This is a genomic window from Bacteroides stercoris ATCC 43183, assembly GCF_025147325.1.
Classification (GTDB): Bacteria; Bacteroidota; Bacteroidia; order Bacteroidales; family Bacteroidaceae; genus Bacteroides; species Bacteroides stercoris.
The window spans coordinates 1,993,221-2,011,053 of record NZ_CP102262.1 but is presented as its reverse complement, the minus strand read 5'-3'; the positions used below and the strand labels follow the sequence as shown (position 1 = coordinate 2,011,053).

12 protein-coding genes are annotated in these 17,833 nt (G+C 47.6%); all 12 read left to right on the top strand.

Translation table 11 applies throughout. The annotated features are described in order from the left end of the window. Positions 1 to 76 precede the first annotated feature (76 nt). Positions 77 to 1,243 (top strand): N-acetylglucosamine-6-phosphate deacetylase, encoded by a 1,167-nt coding sequence (nagA, locus tag NQ565_RS08075; RefSeq protein ID WP_005654885.1) that lies wholly within the window; start codon positions 77 to 79, stop codon positions 1,241 to 1,243. A gap of 101 nt (positions 1,244 to 1,344) precedes the next feature. Further along, positions 1,345 to 3,336, top strand: coding sequence for a glucosamine-6-phosphate deaminase (locus NQ565_RS08070; RefSeq protein ID WP_005654884.1), 1,992 nt, complete (start codon positions 1,345 to 1,347; stop codon positions 3,334 to 3,336). An 88-nt stretch (positions 3,337 to 3,424) separates the two neighbouring features. Further along, positions 3,425 to 6,355, top strand: coding sequence for a golvesin C-terminal-like domain-containing protein (locus tag NQ565_RS08065; protein WP_005654883.1), 2,931 nt, complete (start codon positions 3,425 to 3,427; stop codon positions 6,353 to 6,355). A 114-nt stretch (positions 6,356 to 6,469) separates the two neighbouring features. Then, positions 6,470 to 6,793, top strand: a complete 324-nt coding sequence (locus tag NQ565_RS08060; protein WP_005654882.1) for a hypothetical protein — start codon at positions 6,470 to 6,472, stop codon at positions 6,791 to 6,793. After that, on the top strand, positions 6,790 to 7,002 hold the full coding sequence (locus NQ565_RS08055; protein WP_005654881.1) for a sulfurtransferase TusA family protein: 213 nt from the start codon (positions 6,790 to 6,792) through the stop codon (positions 7,000 to 7,002). Before NQ565_RS08060 ends, NQ565_RS08055 begins: the two co-directional genes overlap by 4 nt. Positions 7,003 to 7,028: 26 nt before the next feature. Next, positions 7,029 to 8,834 carry a YgiQ family radical SAM protein gene (locus NQ565_RS08050; RefSeq protein ID WP_005654879.1) on the top strand — a complete coding sequence of 602 codons (1,806 nt, stop codon included), beginning with the start codon at positions 7,029 to 7,031 and terminating at the stop codon, positions 8,832 to 8,834. Between the two features lie 331 nt (positions 8,835 to 9,165). Continuing rightward, positions 9,166 to 9,858 (top strand): DUF3575 domain-containing protein, encoded by a 693-nt coding sequence (locus tag NQ565_RS08045; protein WP_005654874.1) that lies wholly within the window; start codon positions 9,166 to 9,168, stop codon positions 9,856 to 9,858. Between the two features lie 20 nt (positions 9,859 to 9,878). Beyond that, positions 9,879 to 10,949 carry an OmpA family protein gene (locus NQ565_RS08040; RefSeq protein ID WP_005654872.1) on the top strand — a complete coding sequence of 357 codons (1,071 nt, stop codon included), beginning with the start codon at positions 9,879 to 9,881 and terminating at the stop codon, positions 10,947 to 10,949. A gap of 73 nt (positions 10,950 to 11,022) precedes the next feature. Then, the gene (locus NQ565_RS08035; RefSeq protein WP_005654870.1) at positions 11,023 to 12,228 is read left to right on the top strand and encodes a fimbrial protein; all 1,206 of its coding nucleotides are present in this window, start codon (positions 11,023 to 11,025) and stop codon (positions 12,226 to 12,228) included. A 13-nt stretch (positions 12,229 to 12,241) separates the two neighbouring features. After that, positions 12,242 to 13,141, top strand: coding sequence for a FimB/Mfa2 family fimbrial subunit (locus NQ565_RS08030; RefSeq protein WP_117857861.1), 900 nt, complete (start codon positions 12,242 to 12,244; stop codon positions 13,139 to 13,141). Positions 13,142 to 13,159: 18 nt separating this feature from the next. Beyond that, positions 13,160 to 14,602, top strand: a complete 1,443-nt coding sequence (locus tag NQ565_RS08025) for a fimbrial protein (RefSeq protein ID WP_005654868.1) — start codon at positions 13,160 to 13,162, stop codon at positions 14,600 to 14,602. A gap of 36 nt (positions 14,603 to 14,638) precedes the next feature. Beyond that, positions 14,639 to 17,782, top strand: coding sequence for a hypothetical protein (locus tag NQ565_RS08020; protein ID WP_005654866.1), 3,144 nt, complete (start codon positions 14,639 to 14,641; stop codon positions 17,780 to 17,782). Positions 17,783 to 17,833 lie beyond the last annotated feature (51 nt).

The window sequence follows — 17,833 nt, the reverse complement described above, 5'->3', positions numbered from 1 at the left end:
AGTAGTTATTTTTGTCCTTTGAAATAATGTCTGACGACTGAAACATTTAATTTATTAACACTAACCCCTAAATCCTATGTTGACTCAACTTATCAACGCACGTATTCTGACCCCTCAAGGTTGGCTCAAGGACGGTTCCGTACTCATCAGAGACGGAAAAATTTTAGAAGTAACCAATTGCGACCTCGCCGTTATCGGTGCACAACTGATTGATGTAAAAGGAATGTATGTACTGCCCGGCGGTGTAGAGATCCATGCACATGGCGGTGGCGGACGCGATTTTATGGAATGTACCGAAGACGCTTTCCGCGGTGCGGTCCAAACCCACATGAAATACGGAACTACCAGCATATTCCCTACTCTGTCCTCTTCTACCGTACCGATGATTGAACAGGCGGCAGAGACTTGTACGAAGATGATGGCGGAAAAAGACAGTCCTATACTGGGTCTGCACCTCGAAGGCCACTATCTGAACATGGCGATGGCAGGCGGACAGATGCCCGAGAACATCAAGAATCCCGACCCTAACGAATACATTCCTATCGTGGAAAACTGGCACTGCATCAAGCGTTGGGATGCTGCTCCCGAATTACCCGGAGCCATGCAGTTCGGAAAATATATCACCGGAAAAGGCATTTTGGCTTCGGTAGCCCATACACAAGCCGAATTTGAGGACATACGTACAGCCTATGAAGCCGGATACACACATGCTACACATTTCTATAATGCAATGCCCGGATTCCACAAACGCCGTGAATACAAATACGAAGGCACTGTGGAGAGCATTTACCTCATGGACGACATGACTGTGGAAGTTGTAGCCGACGGTATCCATGTACCGCCCACAATCCTGCGCCTGGTCTACAAGATAAAAGGTGTGGAACGGATGTGCGCCATCACCGATGCCCTGGCATGTGCGGCCAGCGACAGCAAAGAAGCTTTCGACCCGCGTGTCATCATTGAAGACGGAGTCTGTAAGCTTGCGGACCACTCCGCCCTTGCCGGCAGTGTGGCTACTATGGACCGGCTGATACGTACAATGGTGCAGAAAGCCGATATACCTCTGGCAGACGCCGCACGAATGGTATCCGAAACACCGGCACGCATCATGGGTGTATACGACCGTAAAGGCTCGCTCCAAAAAGGGAAAGATGCCGATATTATCGTAATGGACGAAGATTTGAAGATTAGAGCAGTATGGGCAATGGGTAAATTAGTGCCTGAAACCGATACTTTATCATAAAATTTATCCCAACATCATGCGGATGAACTTTGTTTTTCGTATTTTTGTTAAGTTTTGAACAAGCGAACAGCTTTAATCATTTATTAATAACCAAATATTGTATGAAAACCAATCTTAGTTCTCAAATTACTCTGAACAGAGTATCCCCCAGGTACTACAGACCGGAGAACGCTTTCGAGCGATCGGTACTGACACGTCTCGAGAAAATTCCGACAGACATTTACGAGTCTCCCGAAGAAGGAGCCAACCAAATTGCATTGGACATCGCACAGATGATTCGTGACAAGCAAAAGGCCGGACGCTTCTGTGTATTGGCACTGGCTGGCGGCAACTCACCGCGCAATGTCTATTCGGCCCTTGTGCGCATGCATAAAGAAGAAGGACTGAGTTTCCGCAATGTAGTGGTATTCAACCTTTACGAATATTATCCGTTGGCTTCAGACGCTGTGAACAGCAACCTCAATTCTTTAAAGGAAATGCTGCTCGACCACGTAGACATTGACATGCAGAACGTATTCAGTCCCAGCGGTACTATCGCCAAAGATACTATTTTCGAATATTGCCGTTTGTACGAGCAACGTATCGAAAGTTTCGGCGGCATTGATATAGCTGTATTAGGTATCGGACGTGTCGGTAATATAGGTTTCAACGAACCGGGTTCACGCCTGAACTCCACCACCCGATTGATTTTGCTGGACAGTGACTCACGCAACGAAGCATCCAAAATGTTTGGAAGCATTGAAAGCACACCGGTAAGTTCCATAACAATGGGTGTAGCCACGATTCTCTCCGCCAAGAAAGTATATCTGCTGGCATGGGGTGAGGAAAAAGCCAAAATGGTAAAAGAATGTGTGGAAGGTAACGTAACGGATACAATTCCTGCCTCTTATCTTCAAACCCATAACAATGCCCATATCGCCATCGACCTTTCGGCAGCCGCCAATCTGACACGTATCCAACGTCCCTGGCTGGTGACTTCCTGCGAATGGAACGACAAACTGATTCGCAGCGCCATCGTCTGGCTATGCCAACTGACCGGAAAGCCGATTCTGAAACTGACTAACAAAGATTATAACGAAAACGGTCTGAGTGAGTTGCTTGCCCTCTACGGTTCTGCCTATAATGTAAACATCAAGATTTTCAACGATCTGCAACACACCATCACTGGTTGGCCGGGCGGCAAGCCGAATGCAGACGACACTTATCGCCCCGAACGTGCGAAACCGTATCCAAAACGTGTCATTGTATTCTCTCCGCATCCGGACGATGATGTCATATCCATGGGAGGTACTATCCGCCGACTGGTAGAACAGAAACATGACGTACATGTGGCCTATGAGACTTCCGGCAACATTGCCGTAGGCGATGAAGAGGTAATCCGTTTCCTGCACTTCATCAACGGTTTCAACCAACTCTTTAACAACAGTGAGGACCAAGTTATCAACGAAAAGTACACCGAAATCCGCAACTATCTGAAAGATAAGAAAGACGGTGATATGGACACCCGCGACATCCTGACTATCAAAGGACTGATTCGCCGCGGTGAAGCGCGTACGGCATGTACCTATAATAATATCCCGTTGGATCACTGCCATTTCCTCGACCTGCCGTTCTATGAAACTGGTAAGATTCAGAAGAACCCCATCAGCGAAGCCGATGTGGAAATCGTACGCAACCTGTTGCGTGAAGTGAAACCCCACCAAATCTTCGTTGCCGGCGACCTTGCCGACCCACACGGCACACACCGTGTTTGTACGGATGCCGTATTCGCAGCTATCGACCTTGAAAAGGAAGAAGGAGCCAAATGGCTGAAAGATTGCCGCATCTGGATGTATCGCGGTGCATGGGCAGAATGGGAAATCGAGAACATTGAAATGGCAGTGCCCATCAGTCCCGAAGAATTACGTGCGAAACGTAACTCTATCCTGAAGCACCAAAGCCAGATGGAGAGCGCACCATTCCTGGGCAACGACGAACGTCTGTTCTGGCAACGAAGCGAAGACCGCAACCGCGGTACAGCTGCATTGTACGACAGCCTGGGTCTGGCATCCTACGAAGCTATGGAAGCATTCGTAGAATACATTCCGCTGTAAATGTTTGCTAAATAGAAACAAGAGAGTGGGAAGTGATGAACTTCTCACTCTTTTTTATGTATTTTTGTACGGTACTTAACCATCGGACATGAAAAAACTATATTTATCCATATTGTTCCTGCTCGCAGGAGTTGGTTCTGTCTTTTCACAAGACGTAGAACAGGCCGTTCGGGAACGGCTACAGGCCTTTTTCCAAACGTATATCCCTGTCAATGTCAATATCGGTACATGCCGACTCGACAGTGTACTTATCGATTTCCACCGAAAAACAATCCGCATCTATGCCGATAATACATTCTCCTACCAGCCCTTCCGGCCGGAAACGGTGAACAGAATTTACCGGAACATCAAAGAAATTCTTCCGGGTCCCGTAACTTACTTCGACATTACTGTCTTTACAGACGGATATTCCATCAACGAACTTATTCCCAACACATACAGAAACGGAAAAAAAGACAAGAGCCGCCTGTTTACCGATATACACTATAAAGATGCTCCCTGGGTGACCCGTACATCCCGTCCTTTTGAAATAACCCGCGGACTGGAGGGACGCCATATCGCTCTGTGGCAAAGTCACGGAAAATACTACATCAATAACAAAGACAAATGGGGTTGGCAGCGTCCGCGCTTGTTCTGTACCTCCGAAGACCAATTCACACAATCGTTCATCCTGCCTTACCTCATCCCGATGCTGGAAAATGCGGGAGCCAACGTATTCACCCCTCGCGAACGGGACACGCAAAAACAGGAAATCATTGTAGACAACGATGACAACCGGAACACCACAAACTCCCTCTATCTTGAGGTAAAGAGCAGAAAAGCACAGTGGAAAAAAACCGCTCTGCCTGGATTTGCACAACAGAAGCGTATCTACACGGAAGGAGAAAATCCTTTTCATGACGGTACAGCCCGCTTTGCACAAACTGAAAAGAAGAAAAACAAAGCCTTTGCCGAGTGGGTTCCCGACATCCCGGAAACCGGAGAATATGCTGTATACGTTTCCTATCAAAGCCTGCCCAACAGCGTGAGCGATGCCAAATACCTTGTATTCCATAACGGCGGTGTCGCTGAGTTTAAAGTAAACCAACGTATAGGCGGCGGCACATGGGTATATCTCGGCACTTTTACTTTCGACAAAGGAAGCAACGACTACGGCATGGTAGTATTGAGCAATGAAAGCCGGGAAAAAGGAGTGGTATGCTCCGATGCCGTGCGCTTCGGCGGTGGTATGGGCAACATTGCGCGCGGCGGCCAAGTCAGCGGTCTGCCCCGTTATCTGGAAGGCGCGCGTTATTCCGCTCAATGGGCCGGTATGCCCTACCCCGTATATGCCGGATACAAAGGACAGAACGACCTTTCGGATGATATCAATGTACGTTCGCGTACAATCAACTACCTGTCGGGCGGTTCCGTATTCAACCCCAAAGAACCGGGATTGGGAGTTCCTCTTGAGATGAGTATGGCACTGCACAGTGATGCGGGTTTCAGGACAGACGACCGGATTGTAGGTACACTCGGCATCTACACTACCCATTTCAACGATGGCAAGTTAGCGGCAGGAACAAACCGCTACGCTTCGCGCGACCTTACCGACCTGTTCCTCACCCGTCTGCAACAGGACATCCGTTCCACTTTCAACGCAGACTGGACGCGCCGCAGCATGTGGAACCGTAACTATAGCGAGACCCGCCTGCCTGCTGTTCCTTCCACAATCGTAGAACTTCTGTCGCACCAGAATTTTGCCGACATGCGCTTGGGACACGACCCCAAATTCAAGTTCACGGCAAGTCGTGCCCTATACAAATCCATCCTGCAATATATCTGTACCCAGCATAATAAAGAATACGTCGTACAGCCCTTACCTGTCAACAATTTCTCCGTCCGCTTCGGTAAGAAGAAAAATACCCTGGAACTTTCCTGGCAAGGAGTGGATGACCCGTTGGAACCGACTGCCACACCCCGCGAATACATTGTCTATACACGCATCGGGCGAGGCGGATTTGACAATGGTGTACGCGTAAGCAATCCTTTCCACACTCTGAAGATAGAACCGGGCATCGTCTATTCCTTCAAAGTAACGGCAGTGAACCGGGGTGGTGAAAGCTTCCCGTCCGAAATCCTTGCCGCATACAAGTCCAAGCACGAAAAAGCACGCGTTCTCATCATCAACGGTTTCGACCGTATCAGTAGCCCTGCTGTGATAAACACACCCGACGAAGCCGGCTTTGATTTGACGAAAGACCCCGGAGTACCTTATCTATATGATATATCACTCTGCGGCAGCCAGCTGAATTTCGACCGCAAAGAAGCCGGAAAACGTTTGGGAGAAAGCGGCAATGAATACGAAGGGATAAAAATAACCGGAAACACATTCGACTATCCCTTTATACACGGTAAAGCCATACAGGCCGTCGGCAGCTACAGCTTTACTTCATGCAGCGACGAAGCCGTAGAAAACGGTAGTGTAGCATTGGAAGAATATCCAATAGCAGACTATATTCTGGGACTGGAAAAGACGGACGGCAATCTGTCACGGGCAACCTATTACAAAACTTTCTCTTCGTCCATGCAGCGTGCCTTGACAGCTTACTGCCGGTCGGGCGGCAATCTACTGGTCAGCGGTGCATACATAGGCAGCGACATGAACGACTCGCAAGGCAATCGGGAATTCACCCAAAACATCCTGAAATACCGTTTCGACAGCAGCTTACAGGTATCCGGCGAACATATCGGCATACAAGGTTTGGGGCGCATCCTCAGCATTCCCCGCCTGCCCAATGAACGGGCTTATCCCGTGACGACCCCCGATTGTATCCGCCCTATGGCAACCGCCTTTCCCGTAATGACCTATACCGGGAGAAATCTTCCTGCTGCCGTAGCTTATAAAGGTAACGACTACCGCACATTCATCATGTCATTTCCCTTTGAAAGTATCCGGGAAGAAGCCGGCAGAACAGCGGTTATGGCATCCATTCTGCATTTCTTTTCCGCCGATAATGCAGGTGTACACAGAGAATAACGGCAATCTTGATAAATAATCCGGTGAAATAGGTATAATCTGTGGTGAAAAACTTATCTTTGCTTTTACAGAAAATATGAATCACTGAATATTAACCATTAAAACATTAACGCCATGTACACTATACAAGCCAATCCCAGCGGAACCCGCAACTTGGAAATATCGGAAGAAAACCTTGCCACTATCGAAAAATACGGTCTCTTCCGTCATCTCATCGACAGTAACGGCATCGTGGACGAAACCGTGCTCGACAAACTCAAACTGAATATCCGTTCCCTCATCGCCGCCCAGGAAGAGGACAGCAAAGACCTGCTCGACCTCTGCATCGATGTTATCTACCACAACAATATGAAAGCCTTCGGATTACAGCAGCTTATCAAGCTCTACCTGCAATGGCTTTCCCAACAAACAACCATAGAAGAGGAAGAAAATAAATGAGAACCATCGACACACGCGGACAGAACCTGTACAGTCCTCTTATTCCGGCCATAAAGGCCATGTGCGAAGCCGGAAAAGGCGAGAAACTGGAAATCATTATGGACGATGCAACCGCCTTTAATGACCTCAAAGAGTATCTTGCCGAACAGGGAATCGGCTTCCGGGAGATTTATGACGGAGAGGAAATGCTGGTACAATTCTGTAAGTAATTAAAACTTTCCGTATCTTTGCACCCATGAAAGAGTACAGACTGACTGATTGGTTGCCTACAACCAGGAAAGAAGTGGAACTTCGCGGGTGGGATGAGCTGGACGTTATTTTGTTCAGCGGTGATGCGTATGTGGATCATCCGTCATTCGGGGCAGCCGTCATTGGGCGCATCCTCGAAGCGGAAGGTTTGCGTGTGGCGATTATACCCCAACCCAACTGGCGAGATGACTTACGGGATTTCAAGAAACTGGGACGTCCCCGTCTCTTCTTCGGTGTCAGTGCAGGCTGTATGGACAGCATGGTCAACAAATACACTGCCAACAAACGTCTGCGCAGCGATGATGCCTATACTCCCGACGCACGTCCGGACATGCGTCCCGAATATCCTTCGATTGTCTATACCCAAATACTGAAAAAGCTATACCCCGATGTACCTGTCATACTGGGCGGCATCGAAGCAAGCATGCGCCGGTTGACACATTACGACTACTGGCAAGACCGTGTGCGCCCAAGCATCCTTGTGGACAGCGGTGCCGATGCACTGATATACGGCATGGGTGAAAAACCCATTATGGAACTTGTACGAAAACTGAAACAGCAACAACCGATTCTTGACATCCCCCAATTGGCTTATCTTACGAAAGAAGTGCTGCCGCAAGAAGGAGATATCACCCTATTCACACATGAAGAATGTCTGAAAGACAAGAAGAAACAGGCTTCCAACTTCCGCCATATCGAAGAAGAGAGTAATAAATATGCTGCTTCGCGTATCTTGCAGGCCGTAGGCAGGCAAACTGTCGTTGTCAACCCGCCTTATACGCCCTTGACGGAAGCGGAACTCGACCGTTCTTTCGACCTGCCTTACACGCGTCTCCCGCATCCCAAATATAAGGGCAAACGCATACCCGCATACGATATGATTAAGTTCTCCGTCAACATTCATCGCGGATGTTTCGGCGGTTGTGCTTTCTGTACCATTTCGGCACATCAGGGCAAGTTTATCGTCAGCCGCAGCAAGGAAAGCATATTGAAAGAAGTAAAGGCAGTAATGGAATTGCCGGATTTCAAAGGGTATCTTAGCGACTTGGGCGGTCCTTCTGCCAATATGTACAAGATGCGGGGACGTGATGAAGCCATGTGTAAGAAGTGCAAACGCCCGTCGTGCATCCACCCCAAAGTATGTCCTAACCTGAATACAGACCATAGTCCGCTACTCGATATTTATCATGCGGTAGACAGTCTGCCCGGCATCAAAAAATCATTTATCGGCAGCGGTGTACGCTATGACCTGCTGCTGCACCAAAGCAAAGACCCCAAAACCAACAAAAGCACGCAGGAATACACCCGCGAACTCATAGTTCGCCATGTCAGCGGCCGCCTTAAAGTTGCGCCGGAGCATACCTCGGAACGGGTGCTCAGCATCATGCGCAAACCGCCATTCAGCCAGTTCGGAGAGTTCAAAAAGATATTCGACCGTATCAACCGCGAAGAAGGTCTGAGACAACAGCTCATCCCCTACTTTATCTCCAGCCACCCCGGCTGCAAGGAAGAAGATATGGCGGAACTTGCTGTCATCACCAAGCGTCTGGACTTTCATCTGGAACAGGTACAGGACTTTACTCCTACCCCCATGACCGTTGCTACCGAAGCATGGTACACTGGTTTCCACCCCTATACACTGGAACCCGTATTCAGTGCCAAGACCCAGCGCGAGAAATTGGCACAACGTCAGTTCTTCTTCTGGTACAAACCCGAAGAACGGAGAAATATTATCAATGAACTGCGACGGATAGGACGAAAAGATTTGATTGACAAGCTGTACGGGAAATAACAGCACCGACAACCGGACCATCCATATCCTGTGACAGGCAACTTTCAATAAGTTAAAACATTCTTTTCTATTAAAATAAACTTACTTTCATAAAACAAATGAATAGTTATCGATGTTGATAGATGACATTGCCTGATAACTATTTGTAAAAATTAGTATACAGGCATATCATTAGAAGCTAATTGTTCCGTTTGCAATAATACCATCCGACCAATTAAAATTCTCTTGAACTTAGTAATAATAAAAGTACGAAAACCGGACATCGTATCCGGCTTTCCGGACTCCAACACTCTCTTAAAAGCAATCGGTTGGTAACAAAAAGTCAGTAGCAATGATACAGCGTACAATTAAAAACAGAATCCGATACTCTAAATATAAACTTCTGCTTATGCTCATAGGGGTATTATCGGCACACTCTTGGACACAAGCGCAAAACAGTCCGCCGACCAATGAAGTGATGATCGACATCGACACAACCGCCTCATGGGAAAAAATAAAAAAGAAAAAGACACATCTGGCTCTCAAAACAAATCTCCTGTACGCTGCTACCTTAACTCCCAATCTGGGTTTGGAAATAGGAATAACCCCACAGATAAGCCTCAACATAGTCGGCAGCTATAATCCATGGAACCGTGAAGGGAAAAAAGGCGATAATGACAAGCTGGTACATTGGTTAGTGCAACCCGAAGTGAGATACTGGCTTTGTGAAGCATCAAACGGACATTTTATCGGCATTCATGGCATTGTCACAAAATACAATATCGCCGGGTATAGCCTATTCAGCATGCTCGATAAGAACTATCGCTACGAAGGTTGGGGAGCAGGAGTCGGAATCAATTACGGATACAGTTGGGCATTCTCCAAAAGATGGGGCATAGAGGCTTACCTTGGAATAGGAGTCGTGCAATTCACATTCGACAAGACAGATAACAGGGACTGGTGCTGTAACAAGTCCGAACATGCTGAAAAGACCTATTTCGGGCCCACCCAAATAGGCATTTCATTAATCTACAACATTAAATAATCCGGAGAAATATAAACCTAATGAATCCTATTATTATCATCATTTCATTCATTTCACTACTGATACCTGCCTATGCCCGGGCATCAACAGAAAGCGGGTCTCAGGGAAGACACCTGTCCATCACTCAAATTCAAGTGCGGAATACAGGTGACAGTATAGAGCTCAGCTTCAGTTGTGCTTCCGCCCGGTTCAATACCCGAAAGCCGGAACGCATTACGGTTACTCCGGTAATTTCCGATGGCGTTCATCAAGCACGGTTCCCCTCTTTTGCAATAATTGGCAAAAGGAAGAGGATGTCCCCTGCATTACAGTACAATGCAACCATGAAATACGAAGACTGGATGCGAGGAAGCATACTTACCTTTGAAAGCAACATTAAATTATGCGCCAAACAAGCCATACTGACAACAGCCGTTGTCAACAACAGAATACTTCAGGACCCGGATGTGGAAATCGTACAATTTACCGATACCGCCGAAACTGTCATACCTGTTCTTACTACTGCCGAAAAGCTGGCTCAAGACTACGATTTTCTGGCTGACGAGTCCACGAGAAGCGAATTTGATGAAGAAAACCGGAGCAATGCTGTTTCCATTTTATTTAAAACTGGTTCGGCAACCCTGCTTCCCGAATACCGGAACAACAGTCGGAATCTGGATTTACTGGTCGATATTATCCTGAAGATTAACCAGTCTCCCGACAGTCGCATCAGTCATATCCTGATTGCAGGTTATGCGTCTCCCGATGGCGATATCCGCATAAACTCCGACCTTGCAATGCTTCGCGCCGCTGCATTGAAAAAGTATCTGATGCGGCACACCCGGCTCGACTCCGGTACATTCGAGGTAATTAACGGCAAGATAGACTGGTACGGTTTGTCCCAGATGGTCGGTAAATCCGATATGCCGGATAAGGAAACGGTACTCAATATTCTCAGTGTCACTCCCGTCGAGGGAAGCTCGGGCAAACGTGGCAGAAAGAACGAACTTATGTACCTGAAAGCCGGAGTCCCTTACCGTTATATGCTGAAGAACTTCTTTCCGGCACTCCGTTCAAGCACCTGTATCAAGGTATTTTACGAAAAAAAATAAGAATATAAAATAAAAAGACTCCCGACAGGGAGTATGCAATTCACTTTTCTAATAACTTAACAAAACTTTAATTATGAAATTAAGAAATCTTTTGGCAGTTTCCGCAACTGCATTCACATTGCTGTCATGCAATGATTCAGACAATCATCCGACTCCCGGCAAAGGTGAGTTAACCCCCATTACCGTCAATATAAAAGGAAATGCCGACACCCGTGCACTGACAGGAGAAGAAACGGGCGCAACCAACGAAAACGACATCAACTCATTGGAGTTCTTTGTTTTCAACAGCGACGGTTCTTTCCAGAAGTATTATAAACCGGCAAGCGTGGCATCCGACAATCAATACACATTCCTTGTCAACGCCGGCAGTCTGACCATCCTTACTGCTGCCAACCAAAACTTAGGTGAACCCTCACCCGCCCCTGCCTCTTTGGCAGATTTCAAAAAGAGCAGCTCATACAAAGAGCTTTCTTTGGATGGCACAAACTCCCGTTCGGACATCAGTACTTCCCTCGGGTTTGCCATGGCGGCAGAAGGGACGGCCAATGTAGTGGAAGGCGAGACAAACAAATTAAGCCTTTCCATACGCCGTTTGCTGAGTAAGGTTGAAAGCCCCAGGGTAGCCCCTACCAACGAAATAAAAATACCCGATGCCGAGTTGCTTAAAATATTGGGACTCGGCACTTCCGAAACCGTTCCAAACGATTTGAAATGGACATTCAAGGGTTATATGGTAATCAACGGCATCAACCAATCACTGGCTTTTGAATACGAGAACCTGACAAACTGGGAACGTTTTGCCACTGCATCCAACTTCAAAACTACATTCAGCCCCGACGGTGCAACTGTAGAGACCGTATATTCCGTAAAAAGCGATGATAACAGCGAAACATCAAACGGCTTCCTGCCGGCTGGCTACGACAAACCGGTCTATGTATACGAAAACATTCCTACCATGCTGCAAGGCGGCAACGGACAGGCGGCAACGGTATTCGACAAAGATGAAGTTGTGGCTTTCATCATCAAGGGAACATTCTCTGGCACAGGAGTTTCAGATGTGACCCGCTACTGGAGAGTCAATCTTCTGAAAGACGACGCTTGGAAAATATTCCGTAACAGCATTTACCGCATCACGATGCAGGACATCACTACCGTAGGATGGGGTACTCCGAAAGAAGCCGAAGAAGAAGGACCTGTTATCGACCCTTCCGAAAGCAGCATTACAATAGACATTGAAGTAGCCAAGTGGGATGTCAGAACCCAAGATGTAGACCTATAAACGTACAAATATCGTGAAGAAAGTAATTCTAATAATATCAATGGCATTATCCCTCACCGGATGTACCCATGAAGGTCCTCACACAGGTTGTGACGAGGGCTCATTGAATCTGCTCTTCACGTATGACGGCAACACGGCCGGCTTTGACCAAACCATAGCCGAAGACATAGAATTATATCTGTATGACGACCAGGGAAAAAAGATGAATGAAAGGCATATCCCCTATGAAAACATCAAAGGGGGTAAGCCTTACCCTCTTGAGTTGTCCTATTCGGGAAATGCCTATCTTGTGGCATGGACATTGACAGGCAACGAGGATATCAAAAAGACTTCCCCCGCATTGCATGACGATGAAAGCTATTCCACCGCCAGGTTCAGTATGGGCGAACATGCCACGAAGCTGTCATCTGCCTATAACGGTTCCATGCAGGAACTCTTCCTGAGAAGTATGGCGTTTACCCACAACCGACAGGAAAACCGTATTCTCAGTGTCGATGTCCAAAAACAGTTATGCAGCATTTCCGTCACCATAGAAGAAGGAAGCAATTTCGCAACCCGATACTCCGGAACACTCAGCATGGCCATTTACGGTTCATCCCATTCATACAATATTGCTGAAGACAAACAAAACGGCAGCAGGATTGTGATAGAAGACAGCTTCGCCTATATAGAAAGCAGCAATGAATACGTTGCGGAGAACAAGGTCATGCCTGCTTCCGTCGATTCGGCAACCGGGCAGAGAGACAACATTGTTGTCACGATTCTTGAAGACGGAGCAGCCTGCCTGAGCGTAGATACGGAGACTCAAGCGCTACGAGGCGCACAAATCAATGTTGTAATCAGACCGACGAAAATGGAAGCGATTATTACAGTCGGCTCATGGCAGATTCGTAAGGCAGTGACTGTACTTTAATAAAAAAACGGTAAAAATATGAGAAAATCATTTATACTATTAACAATATGCGCATTGGCGGGACTTTGGTCGTGTCAGTCAAGGATTGAAGACGAAACTCCCATTACGTACGCTTCGGACGAATCCGAAGTGGAAATTACTGTTGCAGCGGACAGAACGCCCCGCAATGTCCCGTCAGCCACTCCGGACGAAAACATCATCGATAATCTGGATATATTGCTTTTCGATTCCAACGGAAAGTTTATATGTTGGCGGGCGACTTTCAAGATAAACGGAAAGTTGCGGACGACTCTTCCCGTAGGCAAAGACTACGATGCCTATTTCTTGGCCAATTGCCGTAGCTTCATCGGGGAAATGCTTCCCGATAAAGCCACGGAAAAACAATACAGGCAGCAGGCGGATTGGGAAGTCTTTCGAAAAACCTTGGTTGATGCAAACCCTCAAAGGCTGCTCCAGGAAAATACAGCTTTTACCAGCCTGCCCATGTGGGGAATGCTGAAGAAGCAGGATGTAAACGACCGTGTAATCAATTATTGGCCGCTACTGAGCCTGACCCGTTCGGTCGCATCAGTAGATGTGTATGTAGCCAATGGCATCGACTATTTTATATTAAAAGACATCACCCTGTTTCATGTGCCCGACAAGGGCTTCTTAGGCAACGTCCCTGCTAATGTTACAGATGGGCAGGCTCTGGAAGCCTCTTCACCCGCAGATATGCAGACCGGCCTGACTTTGGAATCGGACAGCTACAACAGCACCGACCGTTCCATTGCCAACAAGCTTTATCTGTACGACAACGATACGGAGAACGAAACTGCAGACAAGAAGCATACCCGCCTCGTCATCGGAGCCGAATACAAAGGAACGAAAGGCTATTACCCCGTTGATTTTGAAGATACCGATGCAAACAAGCTCATCAAAATCATACGGAACAAGAAGTACGTATTCAATATCAATTCTGCCGACGGTCCGGGATATGCGGATAAGGAAACAGCCGCCAGCCAGCCTTCCGTCCATATCAATGTCAACATCATAGAATGGGACATGACGGAAGGACAGATGGGAGCAAGCGGCAATTACTACTTGTGGACGGAAAAGCGTGAAGCGGTATTATACCGCAAGGCAAACTCTGCTGTTACTATCGGCATGAAAAGCAATATCCTGTCAGAAGCTATTACCATGGCTTTTAAAACGGACCTAAACGGGCCTGCCACAAACATCGCAAACGGCATCCGCAACAACCGCTTCGAAGCCCTGTTTGTGAACGATGCCGACGGCTATCCTGCCGGACTGAAAATAACGGCTTTGGGAGACTACGATAAAAACTCCGCCGGTACCAACTCCGATACAATCGTGCTGCTTTCCGGACGAATCAGACTGGAAATACAAATACACCTGTATAATCAAGGGCAGAATGACTGGGAACTGGATGGCGACATCAGCACCGATTTAGGAGAATAATTATATAACATCATTACAATAAAAACAATCAACATAATGAGAAAAATATTATGGTATGCTTTTCTTCTGATACCGGCCGTTTTCACGTCTTGCAATTTGGAAGACGATAGCGGGCTCATTCCACAAGAAAACAGAAAACTGACTATCAGCTTCAGTGTACAAGACCCCGCCAGCGGATTGGCTACACGTGCGGCCATCGCACCGGAAGCCGGGGAAGAGAATATAAAAACGCTCGATTTGATTTTCTTCGAATCAAACGGTAACGGTACCGGCACATTCAAAGGCTGGAAAGAACTGACCTCTGCATCCGGCTCTCCCTTGGAGATGAATACCGACATTGTGTTCGACTTTTCGGATATAGGACTAAAAACGACAGATGCTTATGATATTTTAGCTGTAGCCAATATGGGAAGCAACTATCTGCCCACAGACGGTTCGCAAAGTATGGACGACTGGAAAAACGCCATTAAGAACAGCAACTTCAAAACAGCCCGGGCGGAAGTACAGGCTTTTATGGCAGGTACATCCGCAGATATCCCCGAATATATTACAAAACCGATAGTGAGCGAAGCATTGCTTATGAGCGCTTCGCTTAGAAAAGAATCGGAAGATACTAAAATCAGCATAGTATTGCAACGTTCCGTTGCCCGTTTCGACGTGTATAACTCGGCGGCAGGATATACGCTTGAATCCGTTTCCGTATGGAACGGATACCCTTCCCTCTTTGTGTGGAACGGAGAGCCTACTGCTTTCGACAAAGCGGCGAAACGAATTGCAAGACTCTACGGAGTGGAGAGCGAAGCCGGTGCCGACATTGTAGGAAAACTATACGCATACGAAAACTATGTACCCGCCCCCAAACAGAACGACCAGGTGACTACCTGCCTCATCATCAAAGTAAGAAACAAGCAGAGCGGTACGGCATCGTATCACCGCGTCAATGTACACCCGCTGGAATCGGGACAGTCGCTCAAACGCAATAATGTGTACAAACTCACCGTCAATTCCGTAAAGAAAGAAGGATATGCCACCGAACTGGAAGCCTATAAAGGCGCACTGACTTCTTTAAGTTACTCCATCAACTACTGGGATATGGACAGCCACGGCACGGTGCAATTCGATGGTGACAACATTCTGGCCATACCTTCCAAAAAAGTTCTGTTCACCCCCAATGGCGGCAGTTATGATTTGGGCATATTCACTTTTGGCGAAGGGACGTTATCCGTCAGCAAAAAGGTGCTGGACAACGGTCTGTCCGCCACTCTGAACGGCAAAACACTGACCGTATCGGCCACTGCACTGGACAATGTAAAAGACCGGTGCAGCGGAATCGTAGAACTCTCTTTCGGCAATCTGAAAGCGACCATAGACGTGGTACAGTTGGAAGGCGGAGACCTCTATCTGGAACTGAACCCGAAAACCATTTCCCATTTTGGCAATACCGCCGGTGTGGCTGTATCTCCCATTGCAGTAAAGAGTTCGGGAGAGTGGAGCGCAAGCATCTATCCCCCGGGAGCCGGTGCATTCTTCTCTTTTGCCCAAACGGGTTCCGCCGCCGTAACCGATTACGACAGTAGTAAAGCTGTAAACAACATTATTCCCATCTATACCCATACCGACAACACAGGTATCAGTCCGCGTTATGGTTTTATGGTGGTCAGCTTGAAAGAAGACCCTTCGGTACAAGGCACCATGTTACTGATTCAGGACGGTGTGCCCGGATTTACGCTGACACCAGATATTGCTTCCATCGACTTTGAATACGATGGTGAACTGACAATCACCGGCAACAATACCAATTCGTTCCTTGTCAACCCCAGATTGACGGCAGACGGCTCAACCGTCAACGAATGGGAATACGTGCTTGAAGGCAACGATGCAGCAGCCTTTGAAGTAAAGGACACGCACGATGCGTCCGATCCCAAGCTCAACCGTATCACCGTAAAGGCCAAAAGTCATAATGAAGGCAACGGTATCCTGAAAGCCCGGCTCTATCTGGCTTTGAAAGCCTCTCCCGGAGTGAAGTCTCATGTAATCGACATCAGCCAGCAACCGATGTCATTCGGTACAGGAGTTCCGGGCAACACGCTTTACATATCCGAAAATGCGGACGAGACCCAACTTATAACTCTGCAAGGCGGTAGCGGGATGCAATGGATTGCCGAACTGGAACAACCCGAACCGGCAACGGCTCATGCGTACAATATAAAAATGACCGGCGAAAACGGTACGGAGATGTCTTGGGGAAGCGAATACACCATGAGTACCAAATTCAAGGTCAATTTTCCCAAAACACTGTACAAGGACGCCAACCGGAACATCACCTATAATGTAAAACTCACTTTGGCCGGAACGGCAGTAACAATCCGTCTGGCTATCGTAAGAACGGTGCTTCAGCCCATAGCGATTAACACCGCCAATCTTTCCGGTGGCTACGGTTCACTCGGCAACGGCATTTTCAGCACATTCCGCGAATACGGCAATTACGGCACATTCTTCGGTCCTCAAGGAATAGTCTATACTCCGGCAGTACCGACTTTGCCGAACAGCGACAATAACAATGCGGGAGTAGGCGCAGACATTCCGGACAATGTGAACATTCTCTTCTCGGGAACATACACAAGCAGAATTGCAAATTATTATGACAACCTGCTTACTTGGCTCAAGAGCAGTCCCGGCAAGAACAGAATTGCCGTAATCACTCTTGACAACAGTGTCGCGGATAATCAGGCCTTGTTCACCAAGATCGCCTCATTGGGATATACCTACAAGAGCAACAGTAGCGTATCTGCAACTTGGGTCGGAACTCATTCCAACGATCCTGTATGGGATTATATTGTCAAAAACGGACCGTTCAGCAATTACAAGCCGTCGCAATCCATTGACTTCACCGCCTTGTTTTATAGAGACGGGATAAGCGGAAGCTTTGACACGCCTACCGGAGTAACCCATGTACTGGAAGTGCCCGGTTACGGATGTTCCTTGTCTGTCGACCTGCAAAGGCGAATTATAGTTATCGGCGACAGCCAGCATACCAATACCTGGACACCGACTTATAGTGCGCTGGCAAGTACCACCGACAACAAATACTACGGCCGCGGAATACTATGGGCTTCATTGTGGGCAATCATTTACAATACCGCTCAGTACGGAGACCATTTTACGGATGCACTCAAATAGTTGAGGATATCCGGTTACCGCTTATATACAGAGAAGTCCTCAAGAACGGAG